The sequence below is a fragment of the Roseivivax sp. CAU 1753 genome, assembly GCF_054482575.1.
In genome coordinates this window covers 910,424-936,237 of the sequence record NZ_JBTLRF010000001.1, presented here as the reverse complement: position 1 = coordinate 936,237, position 25,814 = coordinate 910,424, and the positions used below count along the sequence as shown (strand labels likewise).

General features: G+C 65.9%; 23 protein-coding genes. 11 read left to right on the top strand and 12 right to left on the bottom strand.

The window, feature by feature from the left end:
• Window positions 1–50 precede the first annotated feature (50 nt).
• From ACXYMN_RS04225 to ACXYMN_RS04195, 7 genes are all read right to left on the bottom strand, one after another.
• On the bottom strand, window positions 51–356 hold the full coding sequence (locus ACXYMN_RS04225; protein ID WP_459012197.1) for a hypothetical protein: 306 nt from the start codon (window positions 354–356) through the stop codon (window positions 51–53).
• A gap of 134 nt (window positions 357–490) precedes the next feature.
• The gene (locus tag ACXYMN_RS04220) at window positions 491–2,935 is read right to left on the bottom strand and encodes a GcvT family protein (protein WP_459012196.1); all 2,445 of its coding nucleotides are present in this window, start codon (window positions 2,933–2,935) and stop codon (window positions 491–493) included.
• A 72-nt stretch (window positions 2,936–3,007) separates the two neighbouring features.
• Complete coding sequence (locus tag ACXYMN_RS04215) at window positions 3,008–5,446, bottom strand: GcvT family protein (RefSeq protein ID WP_459012195.1); 2,439 nt, start codon at window positions 5,444–5,446, stop codon at window positions 3,008–3,010.
• 99 nt (window positions 5,447–5,545) lie between these two features.
• Complete coding sequence (locus ACXYMN_RS04210) at window positions 5,546–6,640, bottom strand: CaiB/BaiF CoA transferase family protein (protein WP_459012194.1); 1,095 nt, start codon at window positions 6,638–6,640, stop codon at window positions 5,546–5,548.
• The gene (locus ACXYMN_RS04205) at window positions 6,640–7,800 is read right to left on the bottom strand and encodes an acyl-CoA dehydrogenase family protein (RefSeq protein ID WP_459012193.1); all 1,161 of its coding nucleotides are present in this window, start codon (window positions 7,798–7,800) and stop codon (window positions 6,640–6,642) included. The genes ACXYMN_RS04210 and ACXYMN_RS04205 overlap by 1 nt, the downstream gene beginning before the upstream one ends.
• Before the next feature lie 213 nt (window positions 7,801–8,013).
• A complete protein-coding gene (locus tag ACXYMN_RS04200; protein ID WP_459012192.1) occupies window positions 8,014–8,673 on the bottom strand; it encodes a class I SAM-dependent methyltransferase in 660 nt (219 codons plus the stop codon).
• A gap of 134 nt (window positions 8,674–8,807) precedes the next feature.
• Window positions 8,808–9,158 (bottom strand): RidA family protein, encoded by a 351-nt coding sequence (locus ACXYMN_RS04195; RefSeq protein ID WP_459012191.1) that lies wholly within the window; start codon window positions 9,156–9,158, stop codon window positions 8,808–8,810.
• A gap of 207 nt (window positions 9,159–9,365) precedes the next feature.
• Here ACXYMN_RS04195 and ACXYMN_RS04190 point away from each other — a divergent pair, with 207 nt between their 5' ends.
• The 5 genes from ACXYMN_RS04190 (at window position 9,366) to ACXYMN_RS04170 (ending at window position 15,186) form a co-directional block, all read left to right on the top strand.
• Entirely contained in the window at window positions 9,366–10,406 is a 1,041-nt protein-coding gene (locus tag ACXYMN_RS04190) for an aromatic ring-hydroxylating dioxygenase subunit alpha (protein ID WP_459012190.1), read from the top strand.
• Between the two features lie 247 nt (window positions 10,407–10,653).
• Complete coding sequence (locus tag ACXYMN_RS04185; protein WP_459012189.1) at window positions 10,654–11,343, top strand: GntR family transcriptional regulator; 690 nt, start codon at window positions 10,654–10,656, stop codon at window positions 11,341–11,343.
• A gap of 130 nt (window positions 11,344–11,473) precedes the next feature.
• Window positions 11,474–12,271, top strand: a complete 798-nt coding sequence (locus tag ACXYMN_RS04180; RefSeq protein ID WP_459012188.1) for a phytanoyl-CoA dioxygenase family protein — start codon at window positions 11,474–11,476, stop codon at window positions 12,269–12,271.
• A gap of 269 nt (window positions 12,272–12,540) precedes the next feature.
• Window positions 12,541–14,430, top strand: a complete 1,890-nt coding sequence (locus ACXYMN_RS04175) for a Hint domain-containing protein (RefSeq protein WP_459012187.1) — start codon at window positions 12,541–12,543, stop codon at window positions 14,428–14,430.
• Window positions 14,431–14,889: 459 nt separating this feature from the next.
• A complete protein-coding gene (locus ACXYMN_RS04170; RefSeq protein WP_459012186.1) occupies window positions 14,890–15,186 on the top strand; it encodes a chaperone modulator CbpM in 297 nt (98 codons plus the stop codon).
• Between the two features lie 68 nt (window positions 15,187–15,254).
• On the opposite strand, the gene ACXYMN_RS04165 is transcribed toward ACXYMN_RS04170, so the two are convergent.
• On the bottom strand, window positions 15,255–16,085 hold the full coding sequence (locus ACXYMN_RS04165; RefSeq protein ID WP_459012185.1) for a universal stress protein: 831 nt from the start codon (window positions 16,083–16,085) through the stop codon (window positions 15,255–15,257).
• 168 nt (window positions 16,086–16,253) lie between these two features.
• The gene (locus tag ACXYMN_RS04160) at window positions 16,254–16,928 is read right to left on the bottom strand and encodes a helix-turn-helix domain-containing protein (protein ID WP_459012183.1); all 675 of its coding nucleotides are present in this window, start codon (window positions 16,926–16,928) and stop codon (window positions 16,254–16,256) included.
• A 168-nt stretch (window positions 16,929–17,096) separates the two neighbouring features.
• Between ACXYMN_RS04160 and ACXYMN_RS04155 the strand changes: the two genes are divergently transcribed.
• Entirely contained in the window at window positions 17,097–17,897 is an 801-nt protein-coding gene (locus ACXYMN_RS04155) for a response regulator (protein ID WP_459012182.1), read from the top strand.
• Here ACXYMN_RS04155 and ACXYMN_RS04150 read toward each other — a convergent pair.
• The 3 genes from ACXYMN_RS04150 to ACXYMN_RS04140 form a co-directional block, all read right to left on the bottom strand.
• Window positions 17,846–19,354 carry an ATP-binding protein gene (locus ACXYMN_RS04150; protein WP_459012181.1) on the bottom strand — a complete coding sequence of 503 codons (1,509 nt, stop codon included), beginning with the start codon at window positions 19,352–19,354 and terminating at the stop codon, window positions 17,846–17,848. The two genes, ACXYMN_RS04155 and ACXYMN_RS04150, sit on opposite strands and share 52 nt — an antisense overlap.
• Window positions 19,355–19,428: 74 nt before the next feature.
• Complete coding sequence (locus tag ACXYMN_RS04145; RefSeq protein ID WP_459012180.1) at window positions 19,429–19,809, bottom strand: CBS domain-containing protein; 381 nt, start codon at window positions 19,807–19,809, stop codon at window positions 19,429–19,431.
• Between the two features lie 282 nt (window positions 19,810–20,091).
• A complete protein-coding gene (locus ACXYMN_RS04140) occupies window positions 20,092–20,544 on the bottom strand; it encodes a Fur family transcriptional regulator (protein WP_459012179.1) in 453 nt (150 codons plus the stop codon).
• A 120-nt stretch (window positions 20,545–20,664) separates the two neighbouring features.
• Here ACXYMN_RS04140 and ACXYMN_RS04135 point away from each other — a divergent pair, with 120 nt between their 5' ends.
• The 5 genes from ACXYMN_RS04135 to ACXYMN_RS04115 all read left to right on the top strand — a co-directional run bounded on the left by ACXYMN_RS04135 (window position 20,665) and on the right by ACXYMN_RS04115 (window position 25,751).
• On the top strand, window positions 20,665–21,564 hold the full coding sequence (locus ACXYMN_RS04135; protein ID WP_459012178.1) for a metal ABC transporter substrate-binding protein: 900 nt from the start codon (window positions 20,665–20,667) through the stop codon (window positions 21,562–21,564).
• Between the two features lie 34 nt (window positions 21,565–21,598).
• Window positions 21,599–22,399 (top strand): manganese/iron ABC transporter ATP-binding protein, encoded by an 801-nt coding sequence (locus ACXYMN_RS04130; protein ID WP_459012177.1) that lies wholly within the window; start codon window positions 21,599–21,601, stop codon window positions 22,397–22,399.
• On the top strand, window positions 22,396–23,274 hold the full coding sequence (locus ACXYMN_RS04125; protein ID WP_459012176.1) for a metal ABC transporter permease: 879 nt from the start codon (window positions 22,396–22,398) through the stop codon (window positions 23,272–23,274). Before ACXYMN_RS04130 ends, ACXYMN_RS04125 begins: the two co-directional genes overlap by 4 nt.
• Window positions 23,271–24,158, top strand: coding sequence for a metal ABC transporter permease (locus ACXYMN_RS04120; RefSeq protein WP_459012175.1), 888 nt, complete (start codon window positions 23,271–23,273; stop codon window positions 24,156–24,158). The genes ACXYMN_RS04125 and ACXYMN_RS04120 overlap by 4 nt, the downstream gene beginning before the upstream one ends.
• Window positions 24,159–24,476: 318 nt before the next feature.
• Window positions 24,477–25,751 (top strand): DEAD/DEAH box helicase, encoded by a 1,275-nt coding sequence (locus ACXYMN_RS04115; protein WP_459012174.1) that lies wholly within the window; start codon window positions 24,477–24,479, stop codon window positions 25,749–25,751.
• Window positions 25,752–25,814 lie beyond the last annotated feature (63 nt).

Sequence of the window (25,814 nt, the reverse complement as noted above, 5' to 3'; positions counted from 1 at the left end):
GATTAAAGTAAGCCAGACAGTCCCATGGGCACGGCGTGAAGCCGTATATGTCACTTAGCCAACCCCCGGTTAAACAAATACCGTTTCAAACGAACGAGGCTGTCGCTTGTAGGCATATTGAACCAGTGGTTGGTTACTCGCACCACCACGCCGTTGACGATATATTCCTTGACCCAATATCGGCGTGACTCTTCATCTTCAATGTCTGCCACGGGCTTGCAAAACGGATAGTTGATATCGAAGGTACTCTTTGAATAACGCGCATCTTGAAGGCGACTGAACTCGGTCGCGTCGGTGTTTTCGCAATGTTCAAAAATTGCGGGTACATGACGTCTCACGAATTGGCCGATTTTCATGATTTTCTCCGTCGACGCGATGAAGAGACCAATCAGATCGCGACATGATTAATGAATGATGAACGGTTTCGATCAAATGTGTCGGGTTTGGGACTGTCAACTCATTTGAGGATCATGCGGCAGGTCAGCCGGGGTCAGACCCGCACCCGTGCGGACTTCGGGTCGTAGAGCGGCGCCAGCGACGCCTCTGCCGCCAAGCGCCTGCCCGCGATCTCGATCTCGTAGCGGCTCGCCAGCACGTCGGCGGCGGACTGGCCCTGGCAGTCGACATAGCCCATGCCGATGGCCGCCCCGAGGAAGTGGCCGTAATTGCCCGAGGTGATGATCGAATGCGCGTCACCGTCGCGCAGCAGCGCCTCATTGTGAAACAGGAACTCTCCGGGGTCGGACAGGCGGAACTGCAGCAGGCGGCGCTGCAGACCGGTCTCCTTGCGGCGCAGCACCGCGTCGCGCCCGATGAAGTCGCCCTTGTCGGGCTTGACCGCGAAGCCGAGGCCCGCCTCGAGCACGTGATCCTCGTCGGTGATGTCATGTCCGAAGTGGCGATACGCCTTTTCGATGCGGCACGAATCCAGCGTGTGCATGCCCGCAAGGGTCAGGCCGTGCGGGTCGCCCGCCGCCAGCAGCGTCTCGAACACATGCGCGGCCTGGTCGGTCGGTACGTAGATTTCCCAGCCCAGTTCGCCGACATAGGTGACCCGGTGGGCGCGGGCGAGGCCCATGCCGATCTCGATCTCGCGCGCGGTGCCAAAGGGATGCGCGACGTTCGAGAAATCGTTCGGGCTGACCGATTGCATGAGCGCACGGGCATTGGGCCCCATCACAGCCAGGACGGATTCGCCTGCCGTGACGTCGGTGATCGTGGCGAAGGCGTCGCCCACATGGCGGCGCAGCCGGGCCAGGTCGCGCTGCAGGGTCGCGGCGGGCACGACCAGCAGGAAGGCGGTCTCGGACAGCCGCGTGACGGTCAGGTCACATTCGATGCCACCCTTCGCGTTCAGCATCTGGGTATAGGTGATCCGGCCCACAGCGGTGTCGATGTCATTGGCGCAGACATGCTGGAGGAAGGAAGTGGCGTCGCGGCCCTCGACCCGGATCTTGCCGAAGGAGGACATGTCGAACAGGCCGACCTTTTCGCGCACGGCCATATGTTCGGCGCGCTGGTTGTCGAACCAGTTCTGGCCGTGCCAGTCGTAGACATAGGCGGGCTCTTGTCCCGGTCTGGCAAACCAGTTGGCACGTTCCCAGCCCGCAAGCTCGCCGAAGACCGCGCCGCGGTCGGCGAGGTGCTGATGAATCGCCGAGCGGCGAATGCCCCGCGCGGTCGTCACCTGCCGGTAGGGGTAGTGGTCGGCGTAAAGCAACCCGAGCGTTTCGCTGACGCGATCCTTCAGGTAGAGGCGGTTCTTCTGGAACGGCTGGGCGCGGCGGATATCGACATCCCAGAGGTCGAAGGGCGCTTCGCCGTCGTGCATCCATTGTGCGAGCGCAAATCCCGCGCCGCCTGACGACACGATGCCGATCGAGTTGTAGCCCGCGGCGATCCAGTAGCCCGACACTTCCGGAGCCTCGCCCAGGTAGTAGCGGTCGTCCGGGGTGAAGCTTTCGGGCCCGTTGAAGAAGGTATGGATGCCCACGGTCTCGAAGACCGGCATGCGGTTGACCGCCGCCTCGAGGATCGGCTCGAAATGCTCGAAATCCTCGGGCAGCTGGTCAAAGCAGAAGTCTTCCGGGATGCCCGCCATGCCCCAGGGTTTCGCCCTGGGTTCGAAGGCGCCCAGCATCAGCTTGCCCGCGTCTTCCTTGTAATAGGCGCATTCGTCGGGCACCCGCAGGACCGGCGCGCCGGAAATATCCGCAACCGGTTCGGTGACCATGTAGAAATGCTCGCAGGCATGCAGCGGCAGGCTCACACCGTTGCGCGCGGCCAGTTCGCGGCCCCACATGCCGCCGCAATTGACCACCAGACCGGCGGCGATATGGCCGCTGTCATCGCCCTGCGCCCAGTCGACGCCGGTGACCTTGCCGCCCGCAATGGTGACCCCGGTCACCTTGACGCCCTCAATGATATCCGCGCCGTTCTGGCGGGCGCCCTTGGCCAGGGCCATGGCGATATTGGCCGGATCGCATTGTCCGTCTTTCGGCAGATGCACCGCGCCCACTACGTCCCGCGTGTTGAGATGCGGGTACATCGTCTTCAGCTCGTCCGGGCCGACCTGGTGGGCCTCGATGCCGAAGGCGCGCGCCAGCGTGGCCTGACGCAAGATCTCTTCCTGGCGGTGCTCGGTCAGCGCGACGGTCAGCGATCCGTTCTGCCGCATGCCAGTGGCGATGCCGGTCTCTGCCTCGAGGCGGATATAGAGATCGGCGGAATACTTCGCCAGCCGGGTCATGTTCTGGCTGGCGCGCAACTGTCCGATCAGCCCCGCCGCGTGCCAGGTGGTGCCGCAAGTCAGCTGCTTGCGTTCCAGCAGCACGATGTCGGTCCAGCCCAGCTTGGCCAGGTGATAGGCGACGGAACAGCCGGACACGCCGCCGCCGATGACGACGACGCGGGCATGGGTCGGGATCTGGGCCATGGTCGGTTGCTTTCCTGAAGGGCTGTGCGCGGAGGCGCGAACAAGCAGCGGGTATCTTCGGGGCAGGGGCGGTCAGGCCCGCAGCCTGTGGTTCGCCGGATCCCAGAGCGGGCCGTCGGGTTGCACGGTTGCGCGGTGGCGGTTGCCAAAGATCTCGACCGCGACCTCGGTGCCGGGCTGGGCCAGATCGGCGCGCAGCATGCCCAAAGCGACGCAGGCATCGACGCGGTATCCCCAGCCGCCCGAGGTGGTTTCGCCGACCACCTGCCCGGCGTGCCAGAGCGTCGACATCGCGGGCGGATCGGCCGCGCCCGCATCGACCTTCAGCGTCACGAACCGCTTGTCGACGCCGTGTCGGGCTTGGCGCTGCAACGCGGCCTTGCCCGGAAAACCCTGCGGCTTGCCGAGGTCGACAAATCGGTCCAGCCCGGCCTCGAGCAAGGTGTAGTCGGTCGACAGATCACCCTTCCAGGCGCGATAGCCTTTCTCCAGCCGTAGCCGGTTGAGGGCGAACATGCCGAAAGGCGTCGCCCCCGCGCCGGTCACGGCATCCCAGATTGCGCAGGCGTCGCCCGGCGCGCAGTGTATTTCCCAGCCGAGCTCGCCCGCGAAAGACACCCGGATGAGCGTGCAGACCTTGCCCGCCACCTGGCCTTCGGTGCTGATTGACAGCCAGGGCCGGGACAGATCGTGGCCGACGCTCAGCGGGGCGAGGATGTCGCGCGCTGTCGGCCCGGTGACCAGCAGGCATTCGACCTCGGCCGAGCGGTCTTTGACCTCGATGCCTTCCGGGGCCTGACGCCGGAAAAGCTCGGCGTCGTGCCATTGCGCGGCGGCGGCGGTGATCAGGCCGACATCGGCCTCGCCATTCACCAGGACCGAACACTCGGTGACGATCCTGCCGCGCGTGTCCGGAAAATAGGCCAGGCCGATGCGCCCGGGCGCGGGCAGGCGCGAGGCGGTGAGACCGTCCACGAAACTTCGCGCGCCGGGGCCTTCGACGTTCAGACGGGTGAAGCCGGTGATCGCGATGACGCCGCAACGGTCGCGCACCGCTTCGCATTCTTCCCGGATGCGCGGTTCCCACGGGCCGTCGCGATCCCAGGTCTGGCTTGCCGCCCAGGACGTGTCGTCGCCGGGCCGGGCGAACCAGTCGGCGCGTTCCCAGCCATTGTAGGCCCCGAAGACCGCGCCCGCCTTGGCCAGGCGCGTGTGCAGGGTGGACAGGCGCTGGTCCTTTCCCGCGGGCCAGCGCACATGCGGGAAGTGCATGGCGTATTCGTGGCCATAGACCTCGCGGCCCTTGGCGATGCAATAGGCCGGGTCCGCATAGGCGGTAAAGCGGCGCGGGTCGCAGGACCACATGTCCCACTCGGTCTGCCCCTCGGTCACCCATTCGGCCAGCACCTTGCCCGCGCCACCGGCCTGACAGATGCCGAAGGTGAAGACGCAGGCCTCGAAGGCATTGGGCACGCCGGGCATCGGCCCGATCAGCGGGTTGCCGTCGGGCGCATAGGGGATCGGCCCGTTGATGACCTTGGTCAGCCCCGCCGTGCCGAGGATCGGCACCCGCGCGACCGCGTCGTTGATATACCATTCCAGCCGGTCGAGATCGTCCGGGAACAGCTGAAAGCTGAAATCGTCGGGCATCGGATCGTCCGCGTCGACCCAGTGGGCCTTGCCGTGACGCTCGTAGGGGCCGAGGTTCATGCCGTTCTTTTCCTGCCGCAGGTAGTAGCTGCTGTCGACATCGCGCAAGAGCGGCAGCTTGCCCCCGGTCTCGCGGGAATGGGCGGCGATTTCGGGAATGTCGTCGAAAAGCATGTATTGATGGCTCATCACCATCATCGGCACGTCGCGCCCGAACCATTTGCCGACCTCTCGGGCATAGTAGCCGGCGGCGTTGACGACGTATTCGCAGCGGATCTCGCCTTTCGGGGTGCTGACGATCCATTCGGTCCCGGTCCAGCGCGCGCCCGTGGCGGGGCAGAAGCGGATGATCCGCGCGCCCAGATCGCGGGCCCCCTTGGCCAAGGCGCCGGTCAGTTGCGCCGGATCGATATCCCCGTCGTGGGGATCGTAAAGCGCGCCGGTCAGGTCGTGGGTTTCGACGAAGGGATAGCGTGCGGTGATCTCGTCCGGTCCCAGAACGTCAAGCTGCATGCCCTGATAGCGGCCCATGCCCTTGACGCGCTGGAACTCCTGCATCCGTTCGCGGCTGTGGGCAAGGCGGATCGACCCGGTCACATGATAGCTCATCGGATAGTCGACCGCCGCGCCGAGCCCGCGATAGAGGTCCGCCGAATAGCGCTGCATGTGCATGATCGACCAGGTGCCCGAGAAGGTCGGCACGTTGCCCGCCGCGTGCCAGGTCGAGCCTGCGGTCAATTCGGTCTTTTCCAGCAGCACGCAATCGGACCAGCCCGCCCTGGCCAGATGGTAAAGCGCCGAGACGCCGACCACGCCGCCGCCGATGATCACCACGCGCGCCTGCGTCGGTATCTCGCCCATGTCGCCCCCGAGGAAGTGTCACGGGCAGCCTATCCGCGCGGCGGGGAAATGCAATTGAGCAACAACGGTTCGGGGTCGGCCCCGACGTTGCCTCTGGCGTCAGTCTTGCAGCGGGTTGAGGGCAGGGACCGGGCCATAGCTGCGGTCGTCATCCGCGAAGATCGCCGCCGGGGCGGGAAGGGACACCGGGCCGTTCGGGCTGTCCACGATGATGCGGCGCAGATGCGTGTGCCCGGACAGGCCCGCCATGTCGTTGACCGAGGCGAGGGCGATGTTGGCCCCGGACAGCAGGGCAATCGCCTCTGCTGCGTCCAGGCGCGCGAAGGCCCGGGCCACGATGGCGTCGGTCTCGGCGCGGTTGGCGACGCGCGCGACGTTGGTGGCAAAGCGCGGATCGGATCCAAGCGCGGCATCGCCGATGAAGTCCGCGCAGAGCCTGGCCCATTCCCGGTCGCTCTGGATCGAGATCAGGACCGGGGCGCCGGTCATGGGCTGGAACACGCCGTAGGGCGCGATGGAAGGATGCGCGAGGCCGACACGTTCAGGGCTCTTGCCGCCCTCGTGGTTCAAGAGCGGCACCGTCAGCCAGTCTGCCATGACGTCGAACATGGACACCGAAATGCGTGCGCCTTGCCCGGTGACACCGCGCCGGATCAGTGCTTCGAGGATCGCGGAATGGGCGGTCGCCCCGGTGGCGATGTCGACGACCGAGATGCCGACCCGGGCAGGCTCGGACGGGCCGCCGGTGATCGAGCAAAGCCCGCTTTCCGCCTGGATCAGCAGATCGTAGGCCTTGCGGCCGGCCATCGGTCCGGCCTCGCCATAGCCCGAGATCGAGCAGGTGATCAGGCGCGGATAGTCCCGTTCCAGTTGCCGGGGGTCGAAGCCCAGCTTGGCCAGCGCGCCGGGCTTGAGGTTCTGGATCAGCACATCTGCGCTTGCCAGCCGCGCCGCGAGTTCCGTCTTGCCCCGGTCCGAGGCCAGATCGAGCGTCACGCTGGTCTTGCCGCGATTGAGCCAGACGAAATAGCTCGACTGGCCCGCCGCGACGGCGTCGTAGCCGCGCGCGAAATCGCCTTCGGGGCGCTCGATCTTGACCACATGCGCGCCCGCATCGGCCAGCCGCGACGAGGCGAAGGGGGCCGCCACGGCCTGTTCGATGGCGATGACCTGCAATCCTTCAAGCGGCAGCATCAGAACGACCTCGGCATGCCCAGGATGTGCTCGGCGACATAGGACAGGATCAGGTTGGTCGATATCGGCGCCACCTGGTAAAGCCGGGTTTCGCGGAACTTGCGTTCGACGTCGTATTCATTGGCGAAGCCGAAGCCGCCATGGAACTGGATGCAGGCATTGGCCGCCTCCCAGCTTGCCTTCGCGGCGAGGTACTTGGCCATGTTCGCCTCTGCGCCGCAAGGCTTGCCCGCATCATAAAGCGCGCAGGCCTTGTAGCGCATCAGGTTGGCTGCCTCGATCTCGATATAGGCCTCGGCGATGGGGAACTGCACGCCCTGGTTCTGCCCGATGGGGCGCCCGAAGACCTGCCGTTCGTTGACATATTTGGTGACCTTGTCGGTGAACCAGTAGCCGTCGCCGATGCATTCCGCCGCGATCAACGCGCGTTCGGCGTTCAGACCGGTCAGGATGTACTTGAAGCCCTTGCCCTCTTCGCCGATCAGGTTTTCCACGGGTATCTCGAGGTTGTCGAGAAACAGCTCGTTGGTTTCGTGGTTGACCATGTTGGGGATCGGCTTGACCTCCATCCCGCTTTTCATGGCCTCCTTGATGTCGACCAGAAAGATCGACAGCCCCTCGGATTTTTTCGCCACATCCGCCAAGGGCGTGGTGCGCGCGAGAAGGATCATCAGGTCCGAATGCTGCACCCGGCTGATCCAGACCTTCTGGCCGTTGATGACGTACCTGTCGCCGCGTCTGACGGCGGTGGTCTTGATCTTGGTGGTGTCCGTGCCGGTGGTCGGTTCCGTCACGCCCATGGATTGCAGCCGCAATTCGCCGCTGGCGAGCTTGGGCAGGATGCGCTGGCGCTGCTCTTCCGAGCCGTGCCGGACCAACGTGTTCATGTTGTACATCTGGCCGTGGCAGGCCCCCGAATTGCCGCCCGCGCGGTTGATCTCTTCCATGATCACGCTGGCTTCCACCATCCCGAGGTTGGAGCCGCCGTATTGCTCGGGGATCAGCGCGGCCATCCAGCCTTCCCGCGTCAACGCCTCGACGAAGTCCTCGGGATAGGCGCGGGCCGCGTCCACCTTGCGGTGGTATTCCGCCGGAAATTGCGCACAAAGCGCGCGAACGCCGTCGCGGATATCCTGGTAGTCATCGGACAGAAAATTCATCGCAAGACCCGCATGAGGTTGTTGGCAGCCCGCCTTGGGTATCCCCGGGCGCGACTTTGCGCAAACGCATGTTTCAGATGCCCGCCACGCCAATCATTTGGACGCGGCGGCGGGACGCGGCGCGAAACCCGAAGACCGACGCGTTTTCGGACAGCCGCGCGCCCTGGTCGGGATGGGCGCAAGGCAGGGCAGCGCCGCTGCGCCGCACAGGTCTCAGACCGGCTTGAACACCCGCACCGACATGGGCTGCGACAGGGTGTATGCATCGCCGTCCTGTGGGTGTCGCGCGTGATTCAGGAACGCGGTCCGAAGATCTTCGCGGGCGGCGTCGATCCGTGGCGCGCGGGCGGGGTCGACGGCGATTAGGCTGGCGCAGAAGGCGTCGAAGTTGGCGTAACGTTCGCTGCGGTCGTAGTCGGTGGCCGAGATCTGCCGCAGCGTCGTGACCCGATCCATGGCGGCTTGTGCCGCATGCCGGACGTCGGTTTCGTCATCGACAACCGCCATCGCCCGCGACAACGCGCCGTCGGCCCGGGGTTCGATCACCACGAGGCGACCGCCGTGCCGCACCACGCGCGCGGCCTCATCCAGCGCGGTGCCCATTGCCGCGACCGGCACGTGATGCAACGCGTTCACGCAGATCGCCGCGTCGAAGCTGTTCTCGGGATAGGGCAGCGCCGCGGCAGAGCCGGTGTCGATGGGCATGTCCGGCGGACCCGGTATCGGGTCGATGCCACGCCAGAGCGCACCGGCTTCTTGTAGCGGTGCGCGCAGCCCGCCCGCGCCGCAGCCGATATCGAGCAGCGTCTTGCCGTCCAGCGGTGCCAGTTCCGAACGGATCACATCGAGGGCGTTGCGTGGCGTGTCTGTCATGTCAAATGCGGCTTTCCGACTGGAAGGCGACGCCTGTCCGTCGCTCGGGCAGCGCCCGCCATCCTGATCGCACCGACGCGGGGCGTTCAACACCGGCTCCCGGCGGTCCGGCAGGCGGCAAGAGCAGCGCGGCCTTACGCGCAGGCCGCGTCGACAATGACCTCGACCTTGAGTTCGGGGCGGGCGAGCCTTGCTTCTCCGCAGGCGCGGGCAGGGGCGTGGCCTTCGGGCACCCAGGCATTCCAGACCTCGTTCAGCCCGTCGAAGTCACTCATATCCGCAAGCCATACCGTCGCGCGCAACATATGCTTGCGCGATGACCCCGCCTGCGTCAGCAGGGCATCGACACGGCGCAGGCATTCGGTTGTCTGCTCCTGGATGGTCGCACCTTCGCCGACCTGACCGGTCAGATAGGCGATGCCGTTATACTTTACGATCTTCGAAGAGCGCGCGCTGGTCTCGATCCGTTCGATCCGTTCGATCATGGGGCGGGGTCCTTGCCTGAATGTCCTGAGGGCCCTCTATACAGCCCGCCGTCATGCATGACAAAGCCCCCCGTGACGCGCTCCGGGTCGGCCGGGTCTTGTCAGCGCCGGACGCGGATGATCTGACGTAGCCCGGCAGGGAATGCGCCCGGGCGGTCCGAAGGATGTGGCCACAGGGCCGGCAAATGTCTGAACCGGAGGGTCTACATGTTTCTCAAGAACGCGTGGTACGTGGCTGCATGGAGCAGCGAGGTGACCCATACGCTCGATCAGATCGTGGTCCTGGGCGAAAAGATCTGCGTCTTTCGCAATCAGGACGACGAGGTCATCGCGCTGGAAGATGCCTGCCCGCACCGCAAGCTGCCGCTGTCGAAGGGCCGCATCAAGGGCAACACCGTCGAGTGTGGCTATCACGGGCTGACCTTCGATTGTGCCGGTCAATGCGTCTGGGCACCGGGGGGCGGGCGGATCCCGTCGGCGGCGCGGGTCCGGCCCTATCCGGTGTACGAGAAATACGGGCTGGTCTGGATCTGGATGGGCAACGCGGCCATCGCGGACCCGGAAGAGATCATCGACATTCCCAACTTCGACGACCCGGCCTGGGGCATCAACCGCGGCGCGGCGATGGAGCTGGCCTGCAATTACCTGCTGATGTGCGACAACCTGCTCGATCCGACGCATGTGGCCTGGGTCCATCAAGGCTCGTTCGCGACCGACGCCACGAAGGACACGCCGCTGCGGGTCACCAGGACCGAAGAAGGGGTCATCGTGCATCGCTGGATGATGGATCACCCGCCCGCGCCGTTCTACAAGAAGATCGTCGAATTCGACGGCAACTGCGACCGGCTGCAGCACTACGAGGTGCGCTACCCCTGCCATGCGCTGATCCGGGCGGTCTTTACCCCGGCCGGCACGGGCGGCGAGGATGGGCCGCTGCACGACAATACCTTTATCATGGACAGCTACAATTTCATGACGCCCACGACCGCCACCGAGACGCGGTATTACTGGTTTCAGCTGCGCAACATCCGGCCCGATGACGACGCCTTGTCCGAAATGATGAGCAAGGATGTCCGCGACGCCTTCGAAGAGGACCGCGCGGTGCTGGACGCGGTGCAGATCGGCATGAGCGCCAAGACCTCGCCGCATATCGATCTCAGTATCGACGCGGGTCAGTTGCGGTTCCGCCGCCAGCTTGAGGCGCTGATCGCCCAGGAGGCCATGGTCGACGCCAAGATGAATGCCTGACGCGACGCTCTGGCCGGTGCCTGCCACGATCCCGTCGGCGGGCGGACGGGCGATCCGCCGCGGCCTCATGCAGTAAAGACAGGGGCGTGCTCTTTGCGGCGCGGTGCGCTATGGAGGATGTGTTTGCGCCTGACATTCGGTCGCGTCGGCGCAGGTCTGTTTTATTCGTGTCATTTTTCCACAGTCATTCGCGGTGCCATGCGCATCGTCAGTTGCGTGCGGTTCCGCACCGCGAGAGGAGCATTGAATGCCGGCGACCTATCGCGAGATCAAGGCCGACATATTGGGCAAGATCCACAAGGGCGTGCTTGCGCCGGGCAGCCTGATGCCGAACGAGGTGGACCTGGCGCGATCCTATGGATGCGCGCGCGCAACGGTCAACCGCGCCATGCGCGAACTGGCCGATGACGGCATTATCGAACGGCGTCGCAAGGCGGGCACCTGGGTGCGCCCCGCGCCAATCCGGCAGGCGCGGTTCGTCTTGTCCAGGGTGCGCGAAGAGATCGAGAACCAGGGCGCGCGCTATGGCTACGCGCTGGTCTCGCGCGCGGTCGAGACCGCATCGGCGCCGCTGCGCAGCCGTCTGGCGCTGGAGCCGGGCGGCAAGGTGCTTCACCTGATCTGCACGCATCACGCGGATGGCACCCCCTATCAGCTCGAGGATCGCTGGATCAATCTGGCGATGAACCCGGCGGCGGCGCAGGCGGATTTTGCAGCGACCGGGCCGACCGAATGGCTGACAGCGGCGGTACCGTTCTCCGATGTGGAGATCAGCTTGCAGGCGGTGCGGGCGGATGCCGCCACGGCGCAGCATCTGGGCTGTCTGGCCGGGGACGCCTTGTTGCAGACAGAGCGGTCGACCTGGTGGGAAGGGCGGGCGGTCGCCTTCGTTCAGCTGACCCACCGTCCCGGCCACCGGATGACCACGCGCTGCTGACCCCGGCGGGGCGCGCTTCTTGCGCTTGACGTGCCTCCGCCGGGCTGTTCCCGGGGGACGCGACCTGTCAGACAGTGTCTGAAGCCGGTCTGCGAACATGGCCTGCCCGCCCTGGACAAGGAGCCGAAAGATGACCCATCCCCTGATCACCCCACAGCATGTCGACAGCTACCAAAAGGACGGCGTCGTGCTGGTCAGGGGGCTGTTCGCGGACCATGTCGACACCATCCGCGCCGGTATCGAACGCAACATGACCGACCCCGGCCCCTACGCGGCCGAAAACCTTCGGGACGGCGAGGGCGGGCGCTTTTTCGACGATTACTGCAACTGGACACGCATCGGTGCCTTCGAGGATGTGATCCGCAATTCCCCCGCCGGAGAGGTGGCCGCCGACCTGATGGGCGCGTCGCGCGTGCAGGTGTTTCACGACCACGTGCTGGTGAAGGAGCCGGGCACCTCGAAGCCGACGCCCTGGCACCAGGACGGCCCCTATTATTTCGTCGAGGGGCGGCAGACGGTCAGCTTCTGGTCGCCGATGGACCCGGTCACCGAGGCCTCTCTGCGCTGCGTGGCGGGCAGCCATGCCTGGGACAGGCCGGTGCTGCCGACGCGCTGGCTGGCCGAGACGAATTTCTATCCCGACGACGCGGCCTACATGCCGGTGCCGGACCCGGACGCCGAAGGCATGGACATTCGCGAATGGGAAATGGCGCCGGGCGATGCGGTGGCCTTCAACTTCGGCACGTTGCACGGCGCGCGGGGCAACACGGCGCAACGCCGCCGCCGCGCGTTTTCGTTGCGGCTTCTGGGCGACGATGCGCGCTATGTCGCGCGGCCCGGCCCGACCTCGCCGCCGTTCCCCGGCCACGACATGACCCCCGGTCAGGTCCTGCGCGAGGACTGGTTCCCGGTCATCTTCGAACGCTGATCCATCCGCTGTCGCATTGCGCGACGGCGGGCGCGGCAGCGAGGCGGGACCAGGGGCGCAAGGCCGCGCCTGCCGGGTGGCTGCGCGCAGGTCGGGGCAGGCCGTGCCGCCCATCCGCTTGTCGTGCCGCCCTGCGTTTTCACGCGTCCGCCCCGCGCGGCGGGGGGTGTGCCGCGGGCCAATGGTGGCGGCGCATCCCGGTTCAATAATTCGAAACTTTCTTGGCGCATGTTTCCGGATACCCCTCCACACTCCGGATATCGCACCCCATGGCGACCTATACGATCACGGCCTTCGCGCCCACCGATGCAACCAATCTGACCACTCCCGGACCGGCAGGGGCCTTTCCGGTCATCGGCGACGAATACCAGCTTGATGCCGACTGGGGCAATTCCACCCATGCGCTGACCTTCACCATCACCGACGATGACCCGACGCTGAGCGGCGATCCGGCGGAATCAGGGGTCGAAGACACCAGCCAGCAGACGGCCGTGGTGACCAATGCCGCGGGGTCGACCATCGCCACCGGCTTTGTCTACGCGGAATATGCCTTTGTCGTCGAGGGGCCGGGCGGCACGTCCCTGACGGTCTACAGCCTTTACGTCGGATCGACGCTGGTGGGGTATGCCGCCGACGGTCCGGTCCAGCCCGGCGCGAACTACATCGTCACCAATGCCTATCAGCCGAACGCCGGGCTGGCCCCGGACTACGCCGATTTCGATCCGCAACTTTATGAACAAAGCGCGGACAACACCGTGTCCGGGACCGCGCGCCAGGATAATTTCGAAGGCGGTGCGGGGGCGGATTCGATCTCGGCGGGCGGTGGGGATGACACGCTCGATGGCGGCGACGGGTCCGATACGCTGGACGGCGGTGCCGGAAACGACAGCGTCTCGGGGGGGGCAGGGAACGACACGCTTTTTGGCGGCGACGGGTCCGATACGCTGGACGGCGGTGCCGGAAACGACAGCCTGTCGGGGGACGCAGGCAACGACAGCCTGTTCGGCGGCACGGGGGACGACACGCTGCGCGGCGGCGATGGCGCGGACACGCTGGACGGCGGTGCGGATGAAGACAGCCTGTCGGGGGGCGCGGGCGACGACAGCCTCTTCGGCGGGGGCGGGGCCGATACCCTGGACGGCGGCGACGGGGCCGACAGCCTGTCGGGGGGCGACGGTGACGACGTGCTTTATGGCGGTGACGGCGACACGGTCACAGGCGGCGCGGGCGACGATACCTTCTACATCGACCCCGACGCGCTGATAACGCCAAACGGAACGATCACCTTCGAAGGGGGCGAAGACGGCGAGACCACGGGCGACACGCTGGACTTCCAGGGCCTGATCGGTTTCGGCGACATCACCTATACCAACACCAACGACGGCGCCGGGGGGTTGTCGGGCTTCGCCACGCTGTCCGACGGCACGACGGTCAACTTCTCGAACATGGAGAAGGTGATCGTGTGTTTCGCAGCCGGGACCAACATCCGGACCCCGGATGGTTGGCGGGCGGTCGAAACCCTTGGACCCGGCGATCTGGTCGTGACCCACGACCATGGCCCGATGCCGCTGCTGTTTGTCAGCCGTTCGGTTCACCGCTGGGGCGCGGAGCCGCACAAGGACAAGCCGATCCTGATCGCGCGCGATGCCTTTGGCCCGGGGCTTCCGCGTCAGGATCTGAAAGTGTCGCCGCAGCACAGGATCGCGCTGCGCCGATGCAATGACGGCGACGAACTGCTGACACCGGCAAAGGCGCTGACCGTCCTGCGCGGCGTGCGCTGCATGAAGGGCAAGCGCGGCATCGAGTATTTTCACGTCGCCTTGCCCCGACACGCGCTGCTCAGCAGCGAAGGCCTGTTGACCGAAAGTCTGTTTCCCGGCGAACGCGCCTTGCTCGGTCTGTCGCCCGACGAGGTCGCGGCACTGCAACCGCACCTGGTGCCGTCTGCCAGCGCCGATCAACCGGCGGGCTACCTGCCCGCGCGCCCGTTTGCGACGCTGAAGGCCGCGCGCCGGTTGCTGGCTGAAGGCGCGGTGACCGCTTGCGCCGAACGGGGCCGGTCGTCACCGCGCCTCTGCGCATCGCGGCAGACCGGGGCGCGCCAAATCCCGCATCGTGGACACTCCGCCGCACCGATGGAAGACATCCGCTGCTCGTGACCGGCGATCGCCGCGCCGCTCGGGGACCTGGCGGCAATGGCCCCGGATGCGCTGGGCGGCGGCTGCGACGGGCGGATGACGGGGCCTTGTGCGCCCCGCCCACCCGCCGGAGCATCGACAGGCTCGCTCTCCTCCGATTGCTGTCGAAGGCGGGGCCATCGCGGGTGCGGCAGAGGCAGTGCCCGGCGGGATGGCGTGGCAGGCGTGGCGCGGGCTGACATTGATCAATGCCGGAAGGTGCGAAGGGTGCGAGACTGAGACTTGGGTATCCGCGCGGAAGTCGACCGAGGCCGGGCAAGCACAACCGGCCGGCCCGGGACTGCGGCGGGATGCCGCGCGGCACGAGATCCGTCGCGCCAGGTGGCCCCGGCGTGCAGACCCGCGTGCGCGATCTTATTGCACCGATGGCTCGCGGGCGCATGACGCGCCACGTGCCTGATCAGAAAAGGGAGACCCGTGATGAAAGCGCATGTCGACACACAGATGGACGAGGTTCTGACGTTGGCCGAGCTTTGCGGATTCTGTCACACGGACAATGGCTGGATCGTCGAACTGGTCAAGCACGGCATTCTGGAGCCGGACGGGCGGTCGGTCGAGGAGTGGACGTTCCGTGCCGCCCATGCTGCCCGGGCCAAGAAGGCCGAGCGGCTGCACCGGGACCTCGGCATCAATGCGGCAGGTATCGGGCTGATCCTCGATCTGCAGGACGAGCGCGATGCGCTGCGGCGTCAGCTGGCCCGGATGGACGCGCTCTAGCGGTCGGTCACGGCAGGCGGCGCGGTGGTGCCGCCTGACGCGCCGGAACCTGCCCGGTCAAGTATTGGTCACGTGCTGAACATCACCGGGACGTCCGCATCGCGGAGCAGCCTGTGGGTCACTGCGCCGATGATGAAATCATAGGTGCGGGAATGGCCGAACGCCCCTGTTACCACGACGTCGGCACCCTTTTCCATCGCGTGTTCCAGCAGAACCTCGGCGACGTCGGCCCCCGCGCGGCGGCGATGCGCGGTCTCGGCGTTCAATCCGTGGCGCGCAAAGGCGGCGGCCAGATCGTTGGCATCGTGGTCTGACAGCTGGTCGCGGTCGCCGTTTACCCGCAGGATGCAGACGTCGCATCCCGGCTGCGCGATCGCCAGAAGATCATGCGCTGCGCGGGCGGCTTCGCGGGTGTCGCTCCAGCCCAGAACGATGGAATTGCCCACCAGCGGCCCGTCGAAATCGGGTGGCACGATCAGCACCGGTCGCCCGCTTTCGCGGATCACCCGGGTCTGCGCGTCGAACTGATCGCCGCGCATGATGGCCCGGTCTTCCTTGGGCATGATCACCAGATCGGCGGAATGGGCGCTTTCGATCATGCGGTCGGAGGCGGTGGTCGATTCCGCGCGCAAGAGCCGCCATTCCGATACGAAATCCTCGCCCTCGGTGTGCTTGCGGAAGATCGCGCCAATGGCTTCGGCTTCGGCGTTCTGGCTGTCCTTGAACGACGCGAATGTCGCGTCCGGGACATGCATGGCGATGCCGGGATAGACCAGCAGCGCCTCGATCGTGTGCAGACCGATCAGATGCGCGCCATGCGCCCGGGCCAGGGGCACCGCGCAACGCAACACCGCATCCGCGGTCTCTTGGTTCATCAGGCAGGCCAGCAGGGTTTTCATGCGGTGGACCTCTGTCGTCATTGCAAGATACCAGGGCAGCTGCCGATCCGGGCGTCCAGTCAGACGCCCCGGTCCGGACGGGCTGCCCCGAGGCTAGCAAATCCTGCGCGGTTGACATTGATCCCGATCAAGGGGCGCGGTCGACGTCTATCGGAGGCGCGCCGCCGGTCAGTCGCAGCCGCCCTTGGCGACGCAGGCCAGCGCCTCGGGTCGCAGCAGGACCACCCGGTGTATCCCGTCGAGCTTGATCAGCCGACTGCGCCGCAACTGGCTCAGCACGCGGCTGACGGTTTCGGTGGTCAGACCCAGGAAATCGGCGATGTCGGCGCGGCTCATTGGCAGGTCGACCTGCTGGTGGTCATCGACGGTGACGCCCGCCCGGCTTGCCAGAACCGTCAGGAAAGCTGCGACCTTTTCGGTTGCGGACTTGCGGCCCAGCATCATGAAGTGGTCCTGCATGGCCGCGATTTCGCGCAGGGCGGCATCGAGAAAGCGGGCGCGCAGGTTCGGATCGCCGGTGGTTTCGTCGATCTGCGACGCGAGATAGGGTTGCAGTCGGACAAGCGACAGCGCTTCGCAATCGGTGTGGTAACGCCCGTCGCAGGCAAAGCCCACGATGTCGCCGGGAAAGCCAAAGGCGATGATCTGCCTGCGCCCGTTTTCGAGAATCCGGGTCAGGCTGACGACGCCGGTCACGACCTGGTAGATCCGCGCCACCCGGTCGCCTTCGCGAAACAGCGTGGTCCCGGCCGCGAGCTTCGTTTCGGGCAAGGTGCGAATGCGCTCCGGCAGATCGTTGAAGCCGTCGGACGCGGTGGCGTGATTCGAAATGGTGACGTACATCGTCTGATCCCCCGGGATTGATTGGGTTCAGAGTTGCTGCCAAGTGTCGCGGTATTCCGCCCATGACTGTATCTTTTGGTATGGATTTGTATCGACGCCGCTGTCGGGCTTTGGCAACAAGGCGGAAGAGCACTGGGCTTCCCCTTGGCGACCGGCTAATTTTTCCCCATGACCGAACGGCTAATTCTGGTCGTCGATGACGACGCAACAATCCGCACACTTCTTCGGGACGTCTTCGAAGGGGGTGGCTTTGCGGTCTGCGAAGCGGCTTGCGGCGCAGAGGCCATCGCCTGTCTTGCGGGCAATGATGTCCGCCTTGTGACGCTGGATCTCAAGCTCGGGGCGGAGGACGGCCTTGATGTCGCCCGCCGCATCCGCAAGACATCGGACGTGCCGATCGTGATGGTGACCGGGCGCGGCGACGTGCTCGACCGGGTGATCGGGCTGGAGATCGGGGCCGACGACTACATCACCAAACCGTTCCACGTGCGCGAGGTCCTGGCGCGGGTCCGCAGCGTGTTGCGCCGGATGCCGGATGGCGAGACGTCCGCGCCGCTGCCCGAGCAGACGGACCAGACCCCCTTGCATGTAACGGACGCGTCGCCCGCCTACGGCATCGACGGTCTGGTCATCGTGCCCGAACGCTTCGAGCTTTTCGACCGCAACGGCGACCGGTGCGATCTGACCAGCGGCGATTTCAAGCTGCTGGACGTCTTCGTCCAGAACGCCAAGCGCGTACTGTCGCGCGATCGCCTGATGGACCTGACCGGCGGCGCCGAATGGAGCCCGCTGGACCGGACCATCGACAACCAGGTGGCGCGTCTGCGCAAGAAGATCGAGCGCAAGCCGGGCGATCCGCAGCTGATCAAGACGGTGCGCGGGGTCGGCTATACCCTGGCCTGCGATGTCACGCGCCTTCAGCCCGGGGGCGATGACAGAAGCGCCGAAAGCCGTCGCGCCAAGTCGTGAAGGCGATAGGGCTTGTGCAGTATCTCGACCGGTTCCGACCCGCGCATCCTGCCGGTGACCACGTCGCTGGCATAGCCCGAGGTCAGCAGGACCGGCAGGTCGGGATAGGCATCGCGGATGCGCGCGCGCAGGTCGAATCCGTTGAGCGTTCCGGGCATGACGACGTCCGAGAATACCAGATCGACCTTTGCGCCGCCCTGCAGCATGCGCCAGGCGGCGTCCCCGTCATCGACCGTGTCGACATCGTAGCCCAGGGCGCCCAGCCGCGAAACGGTGATCTGCCGGACCCGGTCGCTGTCCTCGACCAGCAGGATGCGCTCGCCGTGACCCATCGGCAGGTCCGCTGTCGCCGCGCCGCTCCGGGCATCGGGGCCCGTCGCCTCTGACGGTGGCAGGGCCGGGAAGTAAAGCCCGATGCTGGTGCCATGCCCAAGCTCGCTGTAAAGCGTGATGTGGCCGCCCGATTGCCGCACGAATCCGTAGACCATGGCAAGGCCAAGGCCGGTGCCGCTGCCTGCCGGCTTGGTGGTGAAGAACGGCTCGAAGGCGCGGGCCTGGCTTTCCGGCGGCATGCCCTCGCCGTCATCGCTGACCAACAAGCGCACATAGCGCCCCGGTGCGACGTCGGTTTCCTGAGCCATGTAGGTGTCGTCGATGGTGATTTCCTCGACCTGGAACAGCAGGTGGCCGCCGTGGGGCATGGCGTCACGGGCGTTCACAGCCAGATTGATCAGGGCGGATTCAAGCTGGCCGGGGTCGACCAGCACGGGGCTTACCGTTGTCGGGCAGTTGACGGCGATCGTGTAGCTCGCGCCAAGCGTGCGTTCGAGCATATCGATGGTTCGTCGGCAAATCGCGCCGACATCCGAGACCACGGGCTGCAGGCTGCCCTTGCGCGCGAAGATCATCAGCCGCGCGGTCAGGTTGGCCCCGCTTTCGGCGGCATCCATCGCATGGGTGAGGTAACGCGCCATTCTGGCGTCCGGCTCCGCCTGCTCCGCCAGTTCGAGGTTGCCGATGATGATCGTCAGAAGGTTGTTGAAATCGTGCGAGATACCACCGGTCATCTGGCCGACAGCATCAAGCCGCATGGTGCGCGCCAGCGCGTTTTCGCTGGCCACCCGCGCCGTCCGGTCATGCAGGATCGCCACGTAGACGTCCGTGTCGCCGGTGTGCGCCGAACCGACCGACAGGCGCAGCGGGAAGACCGTGCCGTCCTTGCGGATGCCATCGACGTGCCGCGCCGATCCGGCGACAGAGGCCGTTCTGGTCCAGGCGTCTTCCGGCAGCAGCGTGCGGATATCCATTCCGGGCAGGTCCGGCGCGGCATGTCCGAACAGATGGCTGGTCGCGCCGTTGGCCCGCAGGATGGTGCCGGTGTCGTCCAGCACGACAACGGCGTCCGGGGTCGTTTCCATCAGCGCGGTCAGGATCTGGCTGTCGGAGGCATCTGGCATCGGTGTTCCGTTTTCGGTGTCCTCGTTCCGGCAGGCAGGGCCGACGGCACAAGGGGGCGCATTGGTGCAGGTCGTCATGCCGGTGGCAAATACTCCGTCAGGTCACCCAGCGTGATCACCCCGAGCAGGCGGTGGCCCTCGGCGACAAGGAACTTGCGCTGTCCGGTCCGCGCAATCAAGTCCAGCACGACGGCCAGCCCTGTCGGCGGCGACAGCAACCTGTCATCGGACAGCCCGATGAAGATGTCGTTGGCGCGGGTGACGTCCCAGCACGACCGCTCGATCCCGCTCAGCACGTTGCTGTCGAGCTTGCCCAGCAGATGGCCATCCTCGACCACGGGCAACACGTCGATCCAGTGGCGCAGCACGATCTGGTCGACGATATGCGCCAGGGTCATGTCCGGCGACACGGTCACCGGATCCCGGGTCATGGCATCGGCAACGGTTCGGCGCATCAAACGGACCCGCCGACGCTGTTGACCGAGGTCGCGGCGGGCCGTTGGGCGAGACAGATTGGATACCGACTTGAACACTTGCACGACCCCGGGCCTGATGCCGCGAGTTTAGGACAAGCAGGCGCGTCTGGATTGACGGATCGCAAGCTTCGGCGGAATTCGACCCGATTTCCCGCAGGGCGGGCAACCCGAGGGGCAGGGCGCGGGGCAAAACGATGCGCGGCAGCCGGATCGCCGCGTGATCCGCGGCCCCGGGCAGGGCGGTCAAAGCGTCGACCGATCTCAGAGCGTTTTCGGGCCGGGCTTCTTCGACGCGATCTTGCGCACGTAAAGCTCCATGCGGTGATGCACGATCTCGTAGCCCAAGCTGGCGGCCAGCGCTTCCTGCAGCGCCTCGATCTCTTCGGACCGGAACTCGACCACATCGCCGCTGTCGACGTCGATCATGTGGTCGTGGTGTTCCAGTTCGGCGTGTTCGAAACGCGCGGTGTCGCCCTCGAATTGCAGCCGCTGGATGACGCCATGCTCCTCGAGCGCGCTGAGCGTGCGATAGACCGTCGACAGGGAGATGCCCGGCACCGTGTCGCTGGCGCGGCGGTGCAACTCGACCGCATCGGGGTGGTCGTCGGATTGCGCGATGATGTCCAGCAATGCCGCGCGCTGGCGGGTGATCCGGATGCCGGAGTCCCGCAAGGCCTGCGTGAATTTGTCTGCCAAGGCGCTGCCATCTGTCATGCCTTCTGAATGCACAAAGGGCCGCCGCGCATCAAGCGCTTATTGCAAATCACTCGCAACTGACTTGACAGTTGCAAATCATTCCTAAATGCATGAGAGGTGGATCCGAAGGAGCAATCGATGATTCCGAAACCGACAATCCTGGCTTTGGCCGCTGCGGGCGCGCTTGTGGCGACGCAAGGCGTGGCAGCTGACAAAATGAAGGTCGTGACGACCTTCACGGTGCTGGCCGACATGGCCGCCAACGTCGCCGGCGAGGCGGCAGAGGTGGTGTCTGTGACCAAGCCCGGGGCCGAGATCCATGGCTACGAGCCGACGCCGCGCGACATCGTGCGCGCGCTCGATGCGGATCTCGTGCTGTGGAACGGTCTCAACCTCGAATTGTGGTTCGAGCAGTTTCTCGGCAATCTGCGCGACGTGCCCTCGGCCACGCTGAGCGATGGCATCGATCCGATCTCGATCTCGAGCGGGTCATACGAGGGCAAGCCCAACCCGCACGCCTGGATGGGGCTTGATAACGCGCTGATCTACATCGACAATATCGAAAAGGCGTTCATCGAGAACGACCCTGATAACGCCGGGGTCTATGCCGCCAACGCGGCGCGCTACAAGGCCGAACTGCGCGCCACGCTTGAACCGCTGCGGGCGCAGGTCGCGACCGTTCCGGCAGACCGGCGCTGGCTGGTGACCTGCGAGGGCGCGTTCAGCTATCTGGCGCGGGATCTGGGCTTGAAAGAGTTGTACCTCTGGCCGATCAACGCCGATCAAGTCGGTACGCCGCAGCAGGTGCGCGCGGTCATCGACGGTGTACGCGACAACGACATCCCCGTGGTGTTCTGCGAAAGCACCGTCAGCAGCGCCCCCGCCGAACAGGTCGCACGCGAAACCGGCGCGGCCTTTGGCGGCGTCCTTTACGTGGACAGCCTGAGCGCGCCGGACGGCCCTGTGCCGACCTATCTCGATCTGTTGCGGGTGACCTCCGCGACCGTGGTCGAGGGCCTCTCGAAGGCGATGAACTGAGCTTGTGCGCCACGCCGCGCCGAACGGAGCCCGCATGATACACGACCAACCCAAGACCGACACCGCAATGCCCGCAGGCGCAGGCCACGGCGTTTCCGTGCGCGATCTGACGGTGACCTACCGCAACGGGCACACCGCGCTTTGGGATGCCAGTTTCGAGGTGCCGCGCGGGTCGATCACCGCCCTTCTGGGCGTCAATGGCGCGGGCAAATCGACACTTTTCAAGGCATTGATGGGATTTGTTCCACCGGCGCGCGGCGAGATCGAGCTTCTGGGCATGCCGGTGAACGACGCGCTCAAGCGCAACCTCGTGGCCTATGTGCCCCAGGCCGAAGAGGTCGACTGGGACTTCCCGATCCTGGTCGAGGATGTGGTGATGATGGGCCGCTACGGCCATATGGGCTTTCTGCGCCGCCCCAAGCCCGCCGACCGGGCCGCCGTGACACAGGCGCTGGCGCGCGTCGACATGGCCGATTTCCGGGGCCGCCAGATCGGCGAACTATCGGGCGGGCAGCGCAAACGCGTCTTCCTGGCCCGCGCGCTGGCGCAGGAGGGGCAGGTGATCCTGCTGGATGAGCCCTTCACCGGCGTCGACGTGAAGACCGAAGAACGCATCATCGCACTTCTTCGCGAATTGAAGACGGAAGGCCGGGTGATGCTGGTCTCGACCCACAACCTTGGCACCGTGCAGTCCTTCTGCGACCGGACGGTTCTGATCAAGGGCACGGTCCTGCACCACGGTCCGACCGAGACGACCTTCACCCGCGACAAGCTCGAAGAGGCTTTCGGCGGCGTGTTGCGGCATCTGAGTTTCGCATCCGAGCACCCGTCATGATCGAGACCCTGATCGAGCCCTTCACATATGGCTACATGACCAACGCGATCTGGGTGTCGTCGCTGGTCGGCGGTGTCTGCGCCTTCCTGTCGGCGTACCTGATGCTCAAGGGCTGGTCGCTGATCGGCGACGCGCTTTCGCATTCGGTCGTGCCGGGGGTGGCGGGGGCCTATATCCTGGGCTTGCCCTTTGCGCTCGGCGCGTTCATCGCGGGCGGGCTGGCGGCGGGGGCGATGCTGTTCCTGTCCGAACGCTCGGGCCTCAAGGTCGACGTGATCATCGGCATGATCTTCACCTCGTTCTTCGGGCTGGGGCTGTTCATCGTGTCGGTGAACCCGATGTCGGTGTCGGTCCAGACCATCACCATGGGCAATATCCTGGCCATCACGCCCGGGGACACGCTGCAACTGGCGATCATCGGTTTCGTCACGCTCGGGGTGATGACGCTGAAATGGAAAGACCTGATGGTCACTTTCTTCGACGAGAACCATGCCCGCGCCATCGGATTGCGGCCCGGTCTGCTGAAAGCGATGTTCTTCGTGCTGCTGTCGGCCTGCGTGGTCGCCGCGATGCAGACGGTCGGCGCATTTCTGGTCATCGCCATGGTGGTGACGCCCGGGGCCACGGCCTACCTGCTGTGCGACCGCTTCCCGCGCCTGATCCTGGCCTCGATCGCCATCGGGGCGGTCACCAGCTTTCTGGGGGCCTATGTCAGCTACTTTCTCGACGGGGCGACCGGCGGTGTCATCGTCAGCCTGCAGACCCTCGTGTTCCTGACCGCCTTTGTATTCGCCCCGAAATACGGCTGGCTGGCGGCGCGCGCCCGGGCCGGGGCCGCGTTGCGACAGGGCCCGCCGCGAAAGGAGCCGGCATGATCATCGAGACGCTGCTGCTGCCATTCCAGCTTCCGTTCATGCAGAACGCCTTCCTGATCGCCGTTCTGGTATCGGTGCCCACCGCGCTGTTGTCGTGCTTTCTGGTCACCAAGGGGTGGGCGCTGATGGGCGACGCGGTCAGCCACGCGGTGCTGCCGGGCATCGTGCTGGCCTATATCCTCAACATCCCGCTGATCATCGGTGCCTTCGTGGCGGGCATGTTCTGCTCGGTCGCGACCGGCTTTCTGGCGGGCAATTCCCGGGTCAAGCAGGACACCGTCATGGGGGTCGTCTTTTCGGGCATGTTCGGCGCGGGCATCGTGCTTTACGTGTCGATCGAGACCAACGCGCATCTCGATCACATCCTGTTCGGCAACATGCTGGGGGTCGAGCCGCACGAGCTGTGGACCGCGGGTATCATCGCGCTGGTGGTCGGTGGCGGATTGCTGCTGCGCTGGAAGGACCTGATGCTGCAGGCCTTCGATCCGGCGCAGGCGCATGCGGCGGGGCTGCCGGTCGGCTGGCTGCATTACGGACTACTGGCGGCGCTGTCGCTGACCATCGTGGCGACGCTGTCGGCGGCGGGGCTGATCCTGTCAATCGGGCTTCTGATCGCGCCGGGGGCCATCGCGTTCCTGCTGGTGCGAACCTTCCGCAACATGCTGTGGCTGTCGGTGGCGGTTTGCATGGGCGCGATGCTGACCGGCACCTACCTGAGCTTCTTTCTGGATTCCGCACCGGCCCCGACCATCGTGCTGATCCTGACGGCCATTTTTGTGCTGGCCTTTGTGCGTCGGCAAATGGCCACGCGCCACCGCTCCGCCGCCCGCACAGTCTCCGGCGCCGCGGACGCAGGGGCAGAAGCCGGGGCCGGCCCCGTCTGAGCGGGGTTTCGCCGCGTCAGTCGGGAAAAACCGCGCTTTCATCTTGACTTATCGGGCCCGAACCCTCATCTCGGTCCTACGCTGCGCTGCCGCGTGAGCAAGCCGTGCCTGTCGTTTCGGGCGCACCAGCGTAAACAACAACTCCAGTTCCCCATCACGCAGGGTTCCTGATGCGACGGCCGGATGGCGCGGGATACGCCCGCATCCTCCCGAGGCCGCGCTTGACCCTCGTGTGCGCTGCGATCCCCGCAGCCATGCATCTTGCCCGCGCGAGATCCCAAGGTATGGGCCGCAAGTGGGCGACATAAAGGATATCTCTTGTTCGATTTCGACATGCTCGGCCTTGCGCCGGCCCTCAACGCCGCCCTGGCACAAAACAACCTGACCGAACCCACCCCCATTCAGAACAAGGCCATTCCGCTGGCGCTTGAAGGCCACGACATTCTTGGCCTCGCCCAGACCGGCACCGGCAAGACGCTGGCCTTCGGCCTGCCGCTGATCGACCACCTGCTGGCCGAGCCGGGCAAACCCGCGCCGAAACAGGCCAAGGCGCTGATCCTGGCCCCGACGCGCGAACTGGTGAACCAGATCGCCGACGCGCTGCGCGGCCTGACCCGCGAAACGCGGATCAAGGTGGCCACGGTGGTCGGCGGCCAGTCCATCAACCGCCAGATCACCACGCTGGCCCGCGGCACCGACATCCTTGTCGCCACGCCCGGACGGCTGATGGACCTGATGGACCGCCGCGCGGTCGATCTGTCCTCGGTGCGGCACCTGGTGCTCGACGAGGCCGACCAGATGCTCGACATGGGGTTCATCCATGCGCTGCGGAAGATCGCGCCCAAGCTTGGCACGCCGCGCCAGACCATGCTGTTCTCGGCCACCATGCCGAAACAGATGGAAGAGCTGTCGGGCGCCTATCTGACCAACCCGCGCAAGGTTCAGGTGTCGCCTCCGGGCAAGGCCGCCGACAAGGTCAGCCAGTCGGTGCAATTCGTCGAGAAGGGGGCCAAGCCCGCGCGTCTGCGCGAGATCCTGTCGAACGATCCCGACGCGCTGACGCTGATCTTCGGGCGCACCAAGCACGGCTCCGAGAAGCTGATGAAAGGCCTGGTGGCCGACGGCTTCAACGCCGCGTCGATCCACGGCAACAAGAGCCAGGGACAGCGCGACCGCGCCATCAAGGCGTTCCGCGACGGCAGCATCAACATCCTCGTGGCGACCGACGTGGCCGCCCGCGGCATCGACATTCCGGGCGTGTCCTACGTGATCAATTACGAACTGCCGGATGTGCCGGACAACTACGTGCACCGCATCGGTCGGACCGCTCGCGCGGGACGCGAGGGTGAGGCGATCGCGTTCTGCTCGGCCGAAGAGGTCGAGCTGCTGGAACAGATCGAGAAGGTCATGAAGACCGAGATCCCGGTGGCCTTCGGCACCCGTCCTGCAGCCGTATCGGCCCCCAAGCCGGGGCGTCGCGGTGGCGGCGGCGGACAGCGCGGTCGCGGTGGCAAACCGCAAGGCGGTGGCGGCGGCCAATCCTATGGCGGACCGTCGAAGAAACGGCGTCCGGCCCGTCGCAAGGCGGCCTGAGGTCCGACCCGAGGCCCCGGACCAGATCCGGGGCCTCGGAGTAAAATCGCCGACGCGACCGCC

Bases quoted from the DNA above. Each gene is read 5' to 3' on its own strand.
- ACXYMN_RS04225 (WP_459012197.1), bottom strand. From the start codon at position 356: ATGAAAATCGGCCAATTCGTGAGACGTCATGTACCCGCAATTTTTGAA.
- ACXYMN_RS04220 (WP_459012196.1), bottom strand. From the start codon at position 2,935: ATGGCCCAGATCCCGACCCATGCCCGCGTCGTCGTCATCGGCGGCGGC.
- ACXYMN_RS04215 (WP_459012195.1), bottom strand. From the start codon at position 5,446: ATGGGCGAGATACCGACGCAGGCGCGCGTGGTGATCATCGGCGGCGGC.
- ACXYMN_RS04210 (WP_459012194.1), bottom strand. From the start codon at position 6,640: ATGCTGCCGCTTGAAGGATTGCAGGTCATCGCCATCGAACAGGCCGTG.
- ACXYMN_RS04205 (WP_459012193.1), bottom strand. From the start codon at position 7,800: ATGAATTTTCTGTCCGATGACTACCAGGATATCCGCGACGGCGTTCGC.
- ACXYMN_RS04200 (WP_459012192.1), bottom strand. From the start codon at position 8,673: ATGACAGACACGCCACGCAACGCCCTCGATGTGATCCGTTCGGAACTG.
- ACXYMN_RS04195 (WP_459012191.1), bottom strand. From the start codon at position 9,158: ATGATCGAACGGATCGAACGGATCGAGACCAGCGCGCGCTCTTCGAAG.
- ACXYMN_RS04190 (WP_459012190.1), top strand. From the start codon at position 9,366: ATGTTTCTCAAGAACGCGTGGTACGTGGCTGCATGGAGCAGCGAGGTG.
- ACXYMN_RS04185 (WP_459012189.1), top strand. From the start codon at position 10,654: ATGCCGGCGACCTATCGCGAGATCAAGGCCGACATATTGGGCAAGATC.
- ACXYMN_RS04180 (WP_459012188.1), top strand. From the start codon at position 11,474: ATGACCCATCCCCTGATCACCCCACAGCATGTCGACAGCTACCAAAAG.
- ACXYMN_RS04175 (WP_459012187.1), top strand. From the start codon at position 12,541: ATGGCGACCTATACGATCACGGCCTTCGCGCCCACCGATGCAACCAAT.
- ACXYMN_RS04170 (WP_459012186.1), top strand. From the start codon at position 14,890: ATGAAAGCGCATGTCGACACACAGATGGACGAGGTTCTGACGTTGGCC.
- ACXYMN_RS04165 (WP_459012185.1), bottom strand. From the start codon at position 16,085: ATGAAAACCCTGCTGGCCTGCCTGATGAACCAAGAGACCGCGGATGCG.
- ACXYMN_RS04160 (WP_459012183.1), bottom strand. From the start codon at position 16,928: ATGTACGTCACCATTTCGAATCACGCCACCGCGTCCGACGGCTTCAAC.
- ACXYMN_RS04155 (WP_459012182.1), top strand. From the start codon at position 17,097: ATGACCGAACGGCTAATTCTGGTCGTCGATGACGACGCAACAATCCGC.
- ACXYMN_RS04150 (WP_459012181.1), bottom strand. From the start codon at position 19,354: ATGCCAGATGCCTCCGACAGCCAGATCCTGACCGCGCTGATGGAAACG.
- ACXYMN_RS04145 (WP_459012180.1), bottom strand. From the start codon at position 19,809: ATGCGCCGAACCGTTGCCGATGCCATGACCCGGGATCCGGTGACCGTG.
- ACXYMN_RS04140 (WP_459012179.1), bottom strand. From the start codon at position 20,544: ATGACAGATGGCAGCGCCTTGGCAGACAAATTCACGCAGGCCTTGCGG.
- ACXYMN_RS04135 (WP_459012178.1), top strand. From the start codon at position 20,665: ATGATTCCGAAACCGACAATCCTGGCTTTGGCCGCTGCGGGCGCGCTT.
- ACXYMN_RS04130 (WP_459012177.1), top strand. From the start codon at position 21,599: ATGATACACGACCAACCCAAGACCGACACCGCAATGCCCGCAGGCGCA.
- ACXYMN_RS04125 (WP_459012176.1), top strand. From the start codon at position 22,396: ATGATCGAGACCCTGATCGAGCCCTTCACATATGGCTACATGACCAAC.
- ACXYMN_RS04120 (WP_459012175.1), top strand. From the start codon at position 23,271: ATGATCATCGAGACGCTGCTGCTGCCATTCCAGCTTCCGTTCATGCAG.